14 protein-coding genes and 1 pseudogene are annotated in these 14,055 nt (G+C 65.0%); 6 read left to right on the top strand and 9 right to left on the bottom strand.

Annotated elements, in window-relative coordinates; all coding sequences use genetic code 11:
- Positions 1 to 41: 41 nt before the first annotated feature.
- The 5 genes from ACR64R_RS22640 to ACR64R_RS22660 all read left to right on the top strand — a co-directional run bounded on the left by ACR64R_RS22640 (position 42) and on the right by ACR64R_RS22660 (position 4,498).
- Positions 42 to 809 carry an SDR family NAD(P)-dependent oxidoreductase gene (locus tag ACR64R_RS22640; protein ID WP_487358490.1) on the top strand — a complete coding sequence of 256 codons (768 nt, stop codon included), beginning with the start codon at positions 42 to 44 and terminating at the stop codon, positions 807 to 809.
- Complete coding sequence (locus ACR64R_RS22645) at positions 806 to 1,741, top strand: 2-dehydro-3-deoxygalactonokinase (protein ID WP_487358491.1); 936 nt, start codon at positions 806 to 808, stop codon at positions 1,739 to 1,741. The genes ACR64R_RS22640 and ACR64R_RS22645 overlap by 4 nt, the downstream gene beginning before the upstream one ends.
- Complete coding sequence (locus tag ACR64R_RS22650) at positions 1,738 to 2,376, top strand: 2-dehydro-3-deoxy-6-phosphogalactonate aldolase (protein ID WP_487358492.1); 639 nt, start codon at positions 1,738 to 1,740, stop codon at positions 2,374 to 2,376. Before ACR64R_RS22645 ends, ACR64R_RS22650 begins: the two co-directional genes overlap by 4 nt.
- Entirely contained in the window at positions 2,376 to 3,248 is an 873-nt protein-coding gene (locus tag ACR64R_RS22655; protein ID WP_487358493.1) for an SMP-30/gluconolactonase/LRE family protein, read from the top strand. Before ACR64R_RS22650 ends, ACR64R_RS22655 begins: the two co-directional genes overlap by 1 nt.
- A gap of 191 nt (positions 3,249 to 3,439) precedes the next feature.
- The gene (locus ACR64R_RS22660; RefSeq protein WP_487358494.1) at positions 3,440 to 4,498 is read left to right on the top strand and encodes a D-alanine--D-alanine ligase family protein; all 1,059 of its coding nucleotides are present in this window, start codon (positions 3,440 to 3,442) and stop codon (positions 4,496 to 4,498) included.
- On the opposite strand, the gene ACR64R_RS22665 is transcribed toward ACR64R_RS22660, so the two are convergent.
- From ACR64R_RS22665 to dnaK, 6 genes are all read right to left on the bottom strand, one after another.
- Positions 4,495 to 4,782 carry a DUF1330 domain-containing protein gene (locus ACR64R_RS22665; RefSeq protein ID WP_487358495.1) on the bottom strand — a complete coding sequence of 96 codons (288 nt, stop codon included), beginning with the start codon at positions 4,780 to 4,782 and terminating at the stop codon, positions 4,495 to 4,497. The two genes, ACR64R_RS22660 and ACR64R_RS22665, sit on opposite strands and share 4 nt — an antisense overlap.
- Positions 4,783 to 4,822: 40 nt before the next feature.
- Positions 4,823 to 5,530, bottom strand: coding sequence for an orotidine-5'-phosphate decarboxylase (gene pyrF / locus ACR64R_RS22670; protein ID WP_487358496.1), 708 nt, complete (start codon positions 5,528 to 5,530; stop codon positions 4,823 to 4,825).
- On the bottom strand, positions 5,530 to 6,126 hold the full coding sequence (locus ACR64R_RS22675; RefSeq protein ID WP_487358497.1) for an NADPH-dependent FMN reductase: 597 nt from the start codon (positions 6,124 to 6,126) through the stop codon (positions 5,530 to 5,532). The genes pyrF and ACR64R_RS22675 overlap by 1 nt, the downstream gene beginning before the upstream one ends.
- A gap of 115 nt (positions 6,127 to 6,241) precedes the next feature.
- Complete coding sequence (pmtA, locus tag ACR64R_RS22680; protein ID WP_487358498.1) at positions 6,242 to 6,847, bottom strand: phospholipid N-methyltransferase PmtA; 606 nt, start codon at positions 6,845 to 6,847, stop codon at positions 6,242 to 6,244.
- A 137-nt stretch (positions 6,848 to 6,984) separates the two neighbouring features.
- Positions 6,985 to 8,118 (bottom strand): molecular chaperone DnaJ, encoded by a 1,134-nt coding sequence (gene dnaJ, locus ACR64R_RS22685; RefSeq protein ID WP_487358499.1) that lies wholly within the window; start codon positions 8,116 to 8,118, stop codon positions 6,985 to 6,987.
- Positions 8,119 to 8,319: 201 nt separating this feature from the next.
- Complete coding sequence (gene dnaK, locus ACR64R_RS22690; RefSeq protein ID WP_487358500.1) at positions 8,320 to 10,236, bottom strand: molecular chaperone DnaK; 1,917 nt, start codon at positions 10,234 to 10,236, stop codon at positions 8,320 to 8,322.
- A 245-nt stretch (positions 10,237 to 10,481) separates the two neighbouring features.
- On the opposite strand from dnaK, the gene ACR64R_RS22695 reads away from it, so the two are divergent.
- Positions 10,482 to 11,009 carry a MarR family winged helix-turn-helix transcriptional regulator gene (locus ACR64R_RS22695; protein ID WP_487358501.1) on the top strand — a complete coding sequence of 176 codons (528 nt, stop codon included), beginning with the start codon at positions 10,482 to 10,484 and terminating at the stop codon, positions 11,007 to 11,009.
- Between the two features lie 257 nt (positions 11,010 to 11,266).
- Here ACR64R_RS22695 and ACR64R_RS22700 read toward each other — a convergent pair.
- From ACR64R_RS22700 to ACR64R_RS22710, 3 genes and pseudogenes are all read right to left on the bottom strand, one after another.
- Positions 11,267 to 12,072, bottom strand: a pseudogene (locus tag ACR64R_RS22700) (inositol monophosphatase family protein).
- Between the two features lie 133 nt (positions 12,073 to 12,205).
- Positions 12,206 to 13,204: an LLM class flavin-dependent oxidoreductase gene (locus ACR64R_RS22705; protein ID WP_487358502.1), complete on the bottom strand. Its 999-nt coding sequence runs from the start codon at positions 13,202 to 13,204 to the stop codon at positions 12,206 to 12,208.
- A gap of 3 nt (positions 13,205 to 13,207) precedes the next feature.
- Positions 13,208 to 14,026: an arylamine N-acetyltransferase family protein gene (locus ACR64R_RS22710; protein ID WP_487358503.1), complete on the bottom strand. Its 819-nt coding sequence runs from the start codon at positions 14,024 to 14,026 to the stop codon at positions 13,208 to 13,210.
- Positions 14,027 to 14,055: the final 29 nt, after the last annotated feature.

Consider the following 14,055-nt stretch of genomic DNA (forward strand, 5'->3'; position numbering starts at 1 on the left):
GTCTGGCTAGGATGCGCGCCGGCCAAAGGGAGAAGAAGATCATGATGCCATCGGCACGTTTCGCCGACCTCGAAGGCGCCTCGGTGCTGATCACCGGCGGCGGCTCAGGCATCGGCGCGGCGCTGACCGAAGGCTTCATGCGGCAGAACGCGAAAGTCGCTTTCATCGACATAGCCGACAAGGCCAGCACGGCCCTTGCCGACCGGCTGGAGAAAGAACTCGGCCGCCGGCCGCTCTACCTCAAGGCCGACCTGCGCGACATCGAGGCGCTGCGCGCCGCCGCGGCCAAGGCGGCCGAAGCGCATGGCGATGTCACCGTGCTGGTCAACAACGCCGCGCTTGACGACCGTCACGCGGTGGAAGACGTCACGGTCGAGTTCTGGGACAACAACCTCGCCGTCAACCTGCGCCCGCATTTCTTCACCGCGCAGGCCGTGGCGCCCGGCATGAAGCGCGCCGGCGGCGGCTCGATCATCAACTTCACCTCCACCTCCTATCTGATCAACCATCCCGATATGCCCGCCTACACCGCGGCCAAGGCAGGCATACTCGGCCTGACGAAAGGCCTCGCCGGCAAGCTCGGGGCCGATCGCATCCGCGTCAACGCCGTGGCCCCGGGCTGGGTCATCACCGAACGCCAGCGCGAGCTCTGGGTCACTGACGAGGGGCTTGCCGCCCATGTCGCCAAGCAATGCATCAAGGATGTGATGCAGCCTGACGACATGGTGGGCACGGTGCTGTTCCTGGCGTCGGACGCCTCGCGCATGCTGACCGCGCAGATGCTGATCGTCGATGGAGGCTTCCTGTGAGGGGCGCGCCCGCGGTCGCAGCGCTCGACTGGGGCACGACCAGGCTCAGGGCTTGGCTGCTCGACGGCTCAGGCAAGGTGCTCGGCGAGCGGCGCGGCGACGATGGGCTGATCACCGCCCGCGAAAAAGGCTTTTCGAACGTGCTGGAGGGCCACCTTGCCGCCCTGGGCGCGCCCGACACGCTGCCGGTCATCATTTGCGGCATGGCCGGCTCCCGGCAGGGCTGGATCGAGGCGCCTTACGTCACAGTGCCGGCGCCGATCGGCGCCATCCTGCGCGGCGCCGCCCGCGTCGAGAACTCGATCCGCGACATCCGCATCGTGCCCGGCCTCGCCCAGCGCCTGGCCGATGCGCCCGATGTCATGCGCGGCGAGGAAACCCAGCTCGCCGGCGCCGGTTTGCCGGCAAAGGGGCGCCATCTCGTCTGCATGCCGGGCACACATTCGAAATGGGTCGCGGTCGAGGACGGCGCGGTCGCAGGTTTCGGCACCTGGCCGACCGGCGAATTGTTCTCCGTATTGGCCACGCACTCGATCCTGAAACATTCGCTTGGCGAGCATCCCGCTCCGGTCACGGCAGACAGCTCGTTTTTCCGTCAGTGGTGCGAGCGGGCACTCGGCGAAGGCGGCGATGTCTCCTCGAGACTGTTTGCCATCCGCGCCGCCGGGCTGCTGCAGGACTTAAAGCCCGACGAGGCGGCGGCCTGCCTCTCCGGGCTTCTGATCGGCGGCGAGATCGCCTCGGCGAGGCGCCGCTATGGCGCGGGCGATGCGCCGGTCGCGCTGATCGCCTCCGGCGCGTTGGCCACGCTTTACGGCGCGGCGCTCGGTGTTGCCGGCCTTGCCTTTCGCACGGTCGACGCCGATGAAGCGGTGCGTGCCGGCCTCGTCGAGGCCGCGCGCGAGAACGGCATGATTGGAGGCGCTCGATGAGCCAGACCGCACCCTTCCCGAAGCTCCAACGCGGCCTTGTTGCCATTTTGCGCGGCCTGAAGCCGTCCGAGGCCGTGGCGATCGGCAAGGCGATCCACGACGCCGGCATCGAGGCGATCGAGGTGCCGCTCAATTCACCGCAGCCGTTCGTCTCCATCGCCGATCTGGTCAAGGCGCTCCCGCAAACCGCGCTGGTCGGCGCCGGCACGGTGCTGACCGCGGCGGACGTCGATGCCTTGCACGAGGCCGGCGGCAAGTTGCTGGTCAGCCCGAACATCGATGCCGAGGTCATGGGCCGCGCCATGCACTACGGCATGGTCACGATGCCGGGCGTGTTCACGCCCACGGAAGCCTTCCAGGCGATCCGGTTAGGGGCCTCGGCGCTGAAATTCTTTCCGGCAAGCGTGCTTGGAGGGAGCGGTATCGCGGCGATCCGCGCCGTGTTGCCGCCCTCTACGCCGATCGGCGCCGTTGGCGGCGTCTCCGACAAGGATTTTGCCGGCTACAAGGCGGTCGGTGTCAGCGTCTTCGGCCTGGGGTCCAGCCTCTACAGGCCGGGCGTGACGGTTGAGGACGTCGCGCTGCGCGCTCGCGCCGCCGTCGCCGCCTGGGACGAAGCTTTCGGAGGGGTTTGATGGACGGCGCTTCGGTTTTTTCCGACCATATCTGCGAGCTCGGCGAAGGCCCTAGTTACGATCCCGCCACCGACACGCTGTTCTGGTTCGACATCGTCAACGGCAAGCTGCTCGAAAAGCCGCTCGCCGGCGCTCTGAAGATCCACGACCTCGGCGTCATGGCCAGCGCCGTCGCTGTCATCGACGAGAGCCGGCAACTCATTGCTACTGAGCAGGGTCTGCAGGTCCGCGACGTCGCGACCGGCAAACTGACCTTGCACACGCCGATCGAGGCCGAAAATCCGGCGACGCGCTCCAACGACTCCCGCGTCCATCCATGCGGTGCGCTGTGGACTGGAACGATGGGCAAGGACGAGCAAAAGGGCGCCGGTTCGATCTACTGGTTCTTCAAGGGCGAGCTTCGCCGGCTATATTCCGACATCACCGTCTCGAATTCGATCTGCTTCTCGGAAGACGGAACGACCGCCTACTACACCGATACCGCGACCGGCCTGCTGATGCGCGTCGCCTGCGATCCGGCGACCGGCCTGCCGGCAGGCGAGCCCAAGGTGTTCGTCGATCATCGTTCGTCGAAAGGCTATGTCGACGGTTCGGTCGTCGACCGCGACGGGGTGCTCTGGAACGCCGTCTGGGGCGGCAGGGCGGTGAAGGCCTATGCGCCGGACGGCGCGCTGCTGCGCGAGATCGCCATGCCGGTGACGCAGGCTTCCTGCCCGGCCTTCGTCGGGCCGAAAGGCGACCGCCTTGTGGTGACCTCGGCCTGGAAAGGCAAGGACGAGAGGCAGCGTTCTCTCGATCCGCAGGCCGGCATGACCTTCCTGCTCGATATCCCGGTCAAGGGCCGCTTCGAGCCGCGCGTGCTGATCGCTTAGAGCAATTCCAGGAAAAGTGTGAGCGGTTTTCCGTCCGGAATTGCGTGAAAACAAAGAGACAGAGCGGTTCGCCGTTTCCGTGAAACGGCGAACCGCTCTCAGCTATCACGCAACCGCCTGCGCCGGTCGGTTTCCCGCAAGCCGATCGCTTGGGCCGTGCGATGCTAGCGCCAGATTTTCCGGAGCATTCCATGCCGCGCAACACGCCGACGCTGGTTCTTGTCTACGAACCGGAGAAACCCTGTCTCGACCGGTTGATCGCCGACGGCTATCCAGCGGAGCGCGCCATCGAGATATCGTCCTATCTGGCGCAGTCGACCGACCTTGCACCGGAATTCGACCTGCTTGCCGAGGCTTGCGCGAAGCGCGGACTCGCTTTCAAGCCTGTCGAGCTCGACGATGCGGCCTCGGTTCTGGCGAAGGCCGATCCGGCGACGACGCTGGTCTGGACGCTGACCGACGGCATTGCCTATTTCCGCGGCGGCGCGGCGCCGGCGCTGGCGCGGCTGAACGGGCTGCGCACCATCGGCGCCGACGATTCCTTGTTCGCGCTCTGCCAGGACAAGCTCCGTTCCGGCGCCGTGCTGAGCGCGCTCGGCCTGCCGGTGCCGCAGGCCGGGCTCGCCCGCAACGGCGAGTGGCTGGTCGAGCCGCCGGTCTCGCCCAAAGGCTGGTTCGTCAAGCCGAACCGGCTCGGCGCCAAGATCGGCATCTGGCCGGATTCCCGCGTCGCCGATCTCGGCCATGCCCTGGAGCTTAGCCGGCGCGTCTTTGCCCACTATCGCGACGACGTCGTCGTGCAGCCCTATGTCGCCGGCCGCAACGTGCGCGCAAGCTTCCTTGGTCTCGAGCCGAAGACCGGGGTCGAGGCTTTGGGCATCTTCTTCGTCGATTCCGGCGGCGACTTCCAGACCATGGCCGACTCGATGGCGCTCTATGGCGACACCGGTCAGGCCGCCAAGGATGCCGGAACCTATGCCGAGCCGGAGCTCGAGCCGGTCGGATCAAGCCAGCCGGCGGCCGACCGGAAAATCCGCGCCATCGTGCGAAGGCTCATCGCCGCTCTTGCCCTGAGGGACGTCTTTTCCGTCGATTTCCGGGTCGAGGCCGACGACACGACCCATCTCATCGAGTTCGAGGTCTGTCCAGGCCTTCCCTGCTTCGATTTTCGCGACTACTGCCGCAGGCAATGGGGCATGAGCCTGGCCGATGCGATGGCGCAGACGGCCGCCAGCAGGCTTGTCGTTTAAATGCCTTCGACCAGCACGATCTCGCCATCGGCCACTTTCTGGCGGATGGCGACGGCGCGCTGGTATTCCGGCGAATGGTAGCAATCACGAGCCGCAGCAAGCGACTCGAACTCGATGATGACGTTGCGGGCGCGGCCTGGCCCCTCCGCCTTTTCATGCGCGCCGCCGCGCGCCAAGAACTTCGCGCCGAAGCGATCGAAGGCGAGCTTCGCGGCGGCGACATAATCCTTGTAGCCCTCGGTGTCGCGCACATCGACGCGGGCGATCCAGTATCCCTTCGGCATTGTTGTTCTCCTGTTTGTGTTGTCGAGCAAGGACCGGTCCTCAGGCCGACTGCATCTCGGCGAGGATCGTCTCAGCCGCGGCGCGGCGGTCCGGCGCCGCGACGATCGGCCGGCCGACCACGAGATGGCTGGAGCCATTGCGGATCGCCTGCGCCGGCGTCACCACGCGCTTCTGGTCGCCATGGTCGCTGCCCGCCGGCCGGATGCCCGGCGTCACCACCGCCATGTCGGGTCCGACGATCCGCCGCACCGCCTCTGCCTCCTCCGCCGAGCAGACGATGCCGCCCATGCCGGCATGCAGCGCCTGTTCGGAGCGCCTGAGCACCAGCGTGTGCGGGTCGTATTCATAGCCGGCGTCGATCACGTCCTGTTCGTCCATCGAGGTCAGCACCGTCACCCCGAGCAGGCACAGATCGCTGCCCTTGGCCGCCTCGACCGCTGCCCTCATGGCCCTGGGGTAGGCATGCAGCGTCAGCATCGTCATGCCCATCTTGACGATGTTCTCGACGCCCTTGGCCACCGTGTTGTCGATATCGAGCAGCTTCATGTCGAGGAACACCTTGAGGCCGCCGGTGGCAAGTTCGCGCGCAAACTCCAGTCCGCCGGCAAAGGCGAGCTGGTAGCCGATCTTGTAGAAGGAAACGGCGCCTTCGAGCTCGCGCACCGCCTTCTCGGCCTCCCTCAGCGTCGGCACGTCGAGCCCGACGATCAGCCGCTCCCGCATCGTGTCGGCGTCCGCGAAATGCATCAAGCCTCGATCCGGGTGGACAGCATGCGCGATGTTTCCATCAGTGTACGGCATAGGCGCTCCATCGATTGGTGTAGTCTGGCGTCCTTGAACTGCCCGTCGTCGGCGAACGCCATATTGGCCTCGGAGACCGAACATTCCGGCGTGATCACCTCCATCTGGCAGCGCACCAGCACCGCGCGCAGGTGGTTGATGCAGCGTATGCCGGCGAACTTGCCCTCCGAGGACGAGCAGAGCCCCACCGGCCTGCCGGCAAGCGGCCTGGACGTACGGCCGCCGTCGCGCCGTATCCGGCTCACCCAGTCGATCGAGTTCTTGAGCAGCGGCGGGATAGAGCCGTTATATTCGGGTGTCGCGATCAGCAGCCCGTCATGCGCGGCGATCTGACGACCGAGCCTCAGCGCGTTCTCGGGGATGCCTCTTTCCTTTTCCAGGTCTTCGTCCATGATCGGCAGCGGATAGTCGCCGAGCGAGATGCGCGTCACCTCCGCGCCCTGCATGGCGAGTTCCTTCTGCGCCACATCGGCAGTCCGGCCGCTGTAGGCTCCGGTTCGGACCGAGCCGGCGAAGACGAGGATTCGTGGGATCACTGCCATCGACCACCCTTGTTCCGGGACAGGTACAGCCAAGGGACACTCAAATCAACGGGTGAAGGAGCAAGGCCGTAGTGCGTTCATCCCGCTACTGCCTTACTCAGCTATTCCCCTACCCCTAATGCGCCGGCCGCCGATAAATCCAAAGCTGCGTCGGTGGGATGTTGCGGAAGACGAAGTGGAAATGTTCGACCGAGTAGTTGCCGCGTCCGGCCGGGATCGGCGACAGAGGGCCGTAGGTCAGCTGCACGATCGGCCGTCCCTGCGGAATGCGGTCGAGCAGGCTTTCGATATAGGCGATGCGCTGGGCGACCGGGAAATTGAGCAAGGGCACGCCGGAGACGACCGAATCGAAGACCATGTCGCGCTTGTCGCCGAGCGTGGCGTTGAGATTGAAGGCGTCGCCCTCGATCACGTTGACACCGGGATAAAGCCGGCGCAGATGGCGCACGAAATCGGCCGAATATTCGACCGCGTAGAGATTCTCCGGCCTCACCCCCTGGGCGAGGATGGCGCGGGTGATGACGCCGGTGCCCGGCCCGACTTCCAATACAGGCAGCCCCGATCTCGGATTGACGATCGAAGCCATCTTGCGGGCGGTGATGGAACTGGTGGGAACGATCGAGCCGACCGTTTTCGGCTTGTCGATCCAGCCTTTGAAGAACTTCAGCTCGTCGTCGAATTTTTCGGCCAGCGCTTTGCGCAACCCGGGACTACGTGACATGCGAGTTCTCCTCAATGCTCACCCCCCGGATCCGCTACTTAGCAGTTGGGCGGGACAAGGCAAGGCATTGGTCCGGCATAAGGTGTTGATGACGCTTGGGAAGCGCTCGCATCCGGAGCGGGCGCAACCGGGCGCGCTCATGAGCCTTCGCCGAACGACTCGAAGAAGTCCTTCATGCGGGCGAAGAAGCCGCTCGACTGGGGAGAATTGTCCTTCGAGGACAACTGCTCGAACTCTTCCAGCAATTCGCGCTGGCGGCGCGTCAGGTTCTGCGGCGTCTCGACCGCCGTCTGGATGTAGAGGTCGCCGACATTGGGCTGGCGCAGCACCGGCATGCCCTTGCCCTTGAGCCGGAACTGGCGGCCGTTCTGGGTGCCTTCCGGCACCTTCACCTTGGTCTGCGTGCCGTCGAGCGTAGTGACCTCGAAGGAGCCGCCAAGGGCGGCCGTCGTCATGGAGATCGGCACCTTGCAATAGAGGTCGGCGCCGTCGCGCTGGAAGAATTCGTGCGGCTTGACCGCCAGGAAAATGTAAAGGTCGCCGGACGGTCCGCCGCGCAGGCCGGCCTCGCCCTCATTGGCAAGCCGGATGCGGGTGCCGTCCTCGATGCCGGCCGGAATATTGACCGACAGCGAACGCTCCTCGGTGACGCGGCCCTGTCCGGAGCATTTCGGGCAAGGGTCCTTGATCGTCTGGCCGCGCCCCTGGCATTGCGGGCAGGTGCGCTCGATGGAGAAGAAGCCTTGCGTGGCGCGCACCTTGCCGTGGCCGTGGCACATGGAGCAGGTCACCGGCTGCGTGCCGGGCTTCGCGCCGCTGCCGGAGCATTCCGAGCACGAGATCGAGGCCGGTACGTGGATCTGCGCCGTCTTGCCGGCGAAGGCCTCCTCGAGCGTGATCTCCATGTTGTAGCGAAGGTCGGCGCCACGCTCGCGGCCGCCCGACGAACGGCGTTGCCGGCCGCCCATCATGTCGCCGAAAATGTCCTCGAAGATATCGGCGAAGCCGCCGGCGCCAAAGCCGTGCGCCGCTCCATTCATGCCGCCCTGCTCGAAGGCCGCATGGCCGAAGCGATCATAGGCGGCGCGCTTCTGCGGGTCCTTCAGCGTCTCGTAGGCTTCGTTGATTTCCTTGAACTTGTGCTCGCAGGCATGATCGCCGGGGTTGCGGTCGGGATGGAACTGCATGGCGAGCTTGCGGAAAGCGCTCTTGAGTTCCTTTTCGTCGGCGCCTTTTTGCACGCCCAGCGTTTCGTAGAAATCAGCTTTCATTTTTTCCCGCTGTCCGGATGCTCAATGTCTTCAAGCATTGTTGGCGACGTTTGCCGGCATGGTCTTGGATTTAGGAGCGATGTTTCCCGGATGCTAGTGCCAAGCCGGCCGGCTCCGGGTTTTTCCGTCACATTTTCGGCTGGGGTTGCAAAAAAGCCCGGCCTTTCGCCGGGCTTTTGCACTTATCCGCCGTCAGTCGGCTCAGGCCGACTTCTTCTTGTCGTCGTCTTCGTTGATTTCCTCGAAGTCGGCGTCAACCACGTCCGAATCCTTGGCGGCATCCGCCTTGGCGTCGGCTTCGGCGGCTTCCTTCTGCGAGGCCTCGTACATGGCCTGGCCGAGCTTCATCGAAGCTTCGGCAAGCGCCTGCGACTTGGCCTCGATATCGGCCGGGTCGTCGCCTTCCGCAGCGCTCTTCAACGCGGCAATGGCGTTCGAGATCGCGGTGCGGTCGGCCTCCGAGACCTTGTCGCCATAATCCTTGAGCGACTTCTCGGACGAATGCACCAGAGCCTCGGCCTGGTTGCGGGCCTCGACGAGGGCGCGGCGCTTCTTGTCCGCCTCGGCATTGGCCTCGGCATCCTTCACCATCTTCTCGATATCGGCGTCGGACAGACCGCCCGAAGCCTGTATGCGAATCTGGTGCTCCTTGCCGGTGCCCTTGTCCTTTGCCGAGACGTTGACGATGCCGTTGGCGTCGATGTCGAAGGTGACCTCGATCTGCGGCACGCCCCTCGGAGCCGGCGGGATGCCGACCAGGTCGAACTGGCCGAGCAGCTTGTTGTCGGCCGCCATTTCGCGCTCGCCCTGGAAGACCCGGATCGTCACCGCCGACTGCGAATCCTCGGCGGTCGAGAAGGTCTGGCTCTTCTTGGTCGGGATCGTCGTGTTGCGTTCGATCAACCGGGTGAACACGCCACCCAGCGTCTCGATGCCCAGCGACAGCGGCGTCACGTCGAGCAGGAGCACGTCCTTGACGTCGCCCTGCAACACGCCGGCCTGGATCGCGGCGCCAAGTGCGACGACCTCATCCGGGTTGACGCCCTTGTGCGGCTCCTTGCCGAAGAACTGCTTCACGATCTCCTGGATCTTGGGCATGCGGGTCATGCCGCCGACCAGAACCACTTCGTCGATCTCGCCCGCCTTCAGCCCGGCATCCTTGAGCGCGGCCTTGCAGGGGTCGATCGTGCGCTGGACGAGATCCTCGACCAGGCTTTCGAACTTGGCCCGGGTGAGCTTCATGGTCAGGTGCTTCGGCCCGGTGGCGTCGGCGGTGATGAAGGGCAGGTTGATCTCGGTCTGCGTCGTCGACGACAGCTCGATCTTGGCCTTCTCGGCCGCTTCTTTCAGGCGCTGCAGCGCGAGCTTGTCGGCCTTGAGGTCGATGCCCTGCTCCTTCTTGAACTCGGCCGCCAGGTACTCGACCAGGCGCATGTCGAAGTCCTCGCCGCCGAGGAAGGTGTCGCCGTTGGTCGACTTCACCTCGAAGACGCCGTCGCCGATTTCCAGCACGGAGATATCGAAGGTGCCGCCGCCAAGGTCATAGACGGCGATGGTCTTGCCGTCCTTCTTCTCGAGGCCGTAGGCAAGCGCGGCGGCCGTCGGCTCATTGATGATGCGCAGCACCTCGAGGCCTGCGATCCTTCCGGCGTCCTTGGTAGCCTGGCGCTGTGCGTCGTTGAAATAGGCTGGAACGGTGATGACCGCCTTCTCGACCTTCTCGCCGAGATAGGCTTCCGCCGTCTCCTTCATCTTCTGCAGGATCATGGCCGAAATCTGGCTGGGCGACTGCTTCTTGCCGCCGGCCTCGACCCAGGCATCGCCATTGTCGCCCTTGACGATCTTGTAGGGGACAAGCTTCTTGTCCTTTTCCGTCACCGGGTCGTCATAGCGGCGGCCGATCAGGCGCTTGACCGCGAAGATGGTGTTTTCCGGATTGGTGACCGCCTGGCGCTTGGCCGGCTGGCCGACGAGACGTTCGCCGTCATTCGAGATGGCGACGATGGAAGGGGTGGTGCGCGCGCCCTCCGCATTCTCGATCACCTTGGGTTCCTTGCCATCCATGATGGCGATACAGGAATTGGTGGTGCCGAGATCGATACCGATAACTTTTGCCATTGTTCTAATCTCTCCTCTAAGCAGGCTCTCAGGACCCTAAGCAGGCGTTCCGGCGAAAGCCCCTGTTCATAAGAAATTCCGTTCCGACGAACCGGCGTTCCGGCGCCGAACGGCTTGGCGCGTATATAAGAACAGGCTGCACGAGGCGCAAGCATTCTGCGCAAGGCGTCTGTCGCCATTGTCGGCGGCCCCGCAGCAGCGTAACTATGCATTATGCATAGGATCGCCGTCCATGGGATGAGCCGATGACGGAAGACCGGGAAAAGCTTCGGCTGGAGAACATCTTCGGCGCCATGAGCCTGGCTCTGGTGGATAAGATGGAGAAGGCGTTCGGAGCAGAAACCGGCCTCGGTCCGAGCGCCGTCGCCGCCATCATCCAGATCGGCTCGAACCCGGGCCTCTCCATTGAGACATTGCGACGCACCATCGCCCTGTCGCACTCGGCGACCGTCAGGATCGTCGACCTGCTCGTCGAACAAGGACTGGTGTCGCGCGAAGGCGGCCTGGAAGCTGACCGACGTTCGAAGGCGCTGCGCCTGACCGGGAGCGGAGAGGCGAACTTCCGGCGCAACCTTGCGGCCCGTCGTGCCGTCATCGACCGCGCCGTCAGCGTGCTCAGCGCCGACGAGACCCGCAGCCTCGGCCAGCTGGTCGAAAAGCTGTTGCCGGCGCTGGTCGACCTCGGCGACGACCAGAATGTCGTCTGCCGGGTGTGCGACGAAGCGGTCTGCGTGCGCGAGCGCTGCCCGATCAGCCATATGCCGAAAGCCTGATTGACAGGGCCCGACACCGCGGTGTTGACCAAAAATGAAATAATATGCATTATGCATACATATATTGCGAGGGAGGGATTCGATCATGCAGCGACTTCCGCTGATTGCGGCGTTCATCGATGCTTTCGAGCTGCTATGCTTGTTATCGCCCATTGCGCGTCAGGCCAGGCGTCGGCGGGATGTCGGGCCGGAACCGCGTCGCGGGCGTCGGCCGACGCCGTGACCCCGGCCGCAGGCCGCTTGACCGGAGCTACCGCTTAGTCCTCGGTGCCAGGCCCGAACGCTTGCGCGCATAGCGCCTGCAGTTTCGCAAAGATGTGCCTGCCCCGGTGATCACTTGTGTGCCCTGGCCGAGCACCGTCTTCGGATCGGCTTTCAGCACAATGCCGCCGGCCTCTTCGACCAGCAGCATGCCGGCCAGGCAGTCCCAGGCGTTCATATGCTCCTCGACATAGCCGAGCAGCCGGCCCGAAGCCGCATAGGCAAGCATCAGCGCTCCGGAAGCATTGCGGTAGAAGACGCCGCCCTCGGCCATGAGCCTGCCGATCAGCACGGCGACATGCTCGGTCGAAGCCCGGTTGGAAAGCCCGGTGCCGACCGAGCCTTCGGAAAGCGATGCCACCTCGCTGGCCTTGATCTGCTTGCCGTTGAGGAAGGCGCCTCCGCCGCGCCGGCCGTAGAAAGTCTCGCCGGTCGAGGGTTCGTGGATGACGCCTACCACGGTCTCGCCCTCCCTGGCGCAGGCGATCACCACGCACCAGGCGGGGATGCCGCGCACGAAATTGGCGGTGCCGTCGATCGGGTCGATCACCCACACATGACCGGTTGTTCCGGTCACGGCCGCGTGCTCCTCGCCGACGATGCCGTCTTGCGGATAGGCCTCAGCGATCGCCGCTCGGATGAACAGCTCGACCTCGCGGTCGCCCTCGGAAACCAGGTCCTGATGGCCCTTGCTCTCGACGGTCAGACTGTCGAGGTCGCGAAAATATTTCAGGGCCAGCTCGCCGGCACGCCGCGCCAGGTCGATGGCAAAATGCATGCGGTCGTCGAGATCATGGTTCACGGGAGCCTCTCGGTTTGGGAACGAGCGCCCACACGCTTAGAAGAATCGCGGGAAAAGCGTGAGCGGTTTTCCGCCTGAATCCCATGAAACCAAAAAGACAGACGAGTATCTCAGGCAAAAGCCCGTGGCTCGGTCAGGCCGCCTTCGACATCGATTTGTGCACGTCGGCGAGGATCTCGTAGGAGCGGACGCGCGCGGCGTGATCGAAGATCTGCGCCGTCACCATCAATTCGTCGGCGCCGGTGCGGCGTATGAAGGCGTCGATGCCCTGGCGCACCGTTTCCGGCGACCCGACGACCGCGCAGGACAGCGCCTGGGCAAGCATGCCCTTCGCCATAGGGTCGAGTTCGCGGTCGTAATTTTCGACCGGCGGCGGCAATTGCCCGGGCCGGCCGCTGCGCAGATTGACGAAAGCCTGCTGCAGCGAGCTGAACAACAACATAGCTTCGGTATCCGTCGGAGCGGCGGAGACGTTGAGGCCGAGCATCACATAGGGCTTGTCGAGCTCGGCCGACGGCTGGAAGCGCGTGCGGTAGACCTCCAGCGCATGGTCGAGCTCGGCCGGCGCGAAATGCGAGGCGAAGGCATAAGGGAGGCCGAGCAGCGCGGCGAGTTGCGCGCCGTAGAGGCTGGAGCCGAGGATCCAGACTGGCACCTTCTGCCCCTCGCCGGGCACGGCGCGGATGCGCTGGCCCTCTTCGGCCGGCTGGAAATAGCCCATCAGCTCGACCACATCCTGCGGGAAGTTGTCGCTGGCCTCCAGATTGCGGCGCAGCGCCCTGGCCGTCAGCATGTCGGTGCCCGGCGCGCGGCCGAGACCGAGGTCGATGCGGCCGGGAAAAAGCGCCGCCAGCGTGCCGAACTGCTCGGCGATCACCAATGGCGCGTGGTTGGGCAGCATGATGCCGCCGGCGCCGACCCGGATCGTCCTGGTTCCGCCGGCGACGTGCGCGATGACCACGGACGTCGCGGCGCTCGCGATGCCCGGCATGTTGTGGTGCTCGGCAAGCCAGTAGCGCGTATAGCCCAGGCGCTCGGCATGGCGGGCAAGGTCGAGCGAATTGGCAAGCGACTGCGAAGCGTTGCTGCCTTGGGTGATCGGCGACAGGTCGAGAACCGAAAGGGCGGTCATTGGTCAGGTCTCCACGATGCGTTTTTCCCTCAGCTTCGTCTCGAAGGCGAGGCGGTCGGGAATGACGATGGCGAGCTGGCTCTCCAGCACGTCGGCGAGTTCGGCGGCCGTCGCGATCTCGCGCTGCTCGCTGCGGCCGCCGGCATGATGCGTCGACAGCCTATTGTTGCGCAGCGCGTGGCGCCGGTCGGGCAGGGCCAGCGCGGCCACCAGCGTCGAAAGAAAATGCGAGCTCGGATGCGTCGACAGGAAATGGCTGGCGACACGGTAGTCGGGCTCGTAGGCTTGACTCATGTCGAAGCGGTAAAGCGTGCGCCACTCCTCGCCGATCTTGGCCTGCAAGCGCAAATGGTCGCCGATCTCGACGACGCGGAAGGTTTCGTGCGGTGTGTCTTGCTCCCCGGGTTGCAGCAGAAGCGGCGCCGTCAGCGTCAGGCCGCCGAAGCCGACATCGGCGATATAAACGCGGCCGCCGAGCTCGACGCGCAGCAGCATGTGGCTGCGCGCCGTGATGGCATCCTCCGGCTGTCCCCAGAGCACGCGGGCGGCGAGCCCGCTGACCGTGAAGCCAAGCGCGTCAAGCGCATGCATGAAGATCAGATTGTGCTCGAAGCAATAGCCGCCGCGGCCCTGGCGAAAAATCTTGTTCTGCAGCGAGGCGACGTCGAGGCCGACGGAAACGCCCATCAGGGCGTCGATGTTCTCGAAGGGGATCGCCCGCGGATGCGCGGCGTGCAGCGCCCGCAGCGTAGCCAGCGAAGGTCCGGTCGGCCCCGCATAGCCGATGCGGGCGAAATAGCCATCGAGATCGAAGTCGCTCATTAAGGGCAGGTCCGGCTTGACCGGTCCGA

Source organism: Mesorhizobium sp. MC2-1-1 (assembly GCF_057597255.1).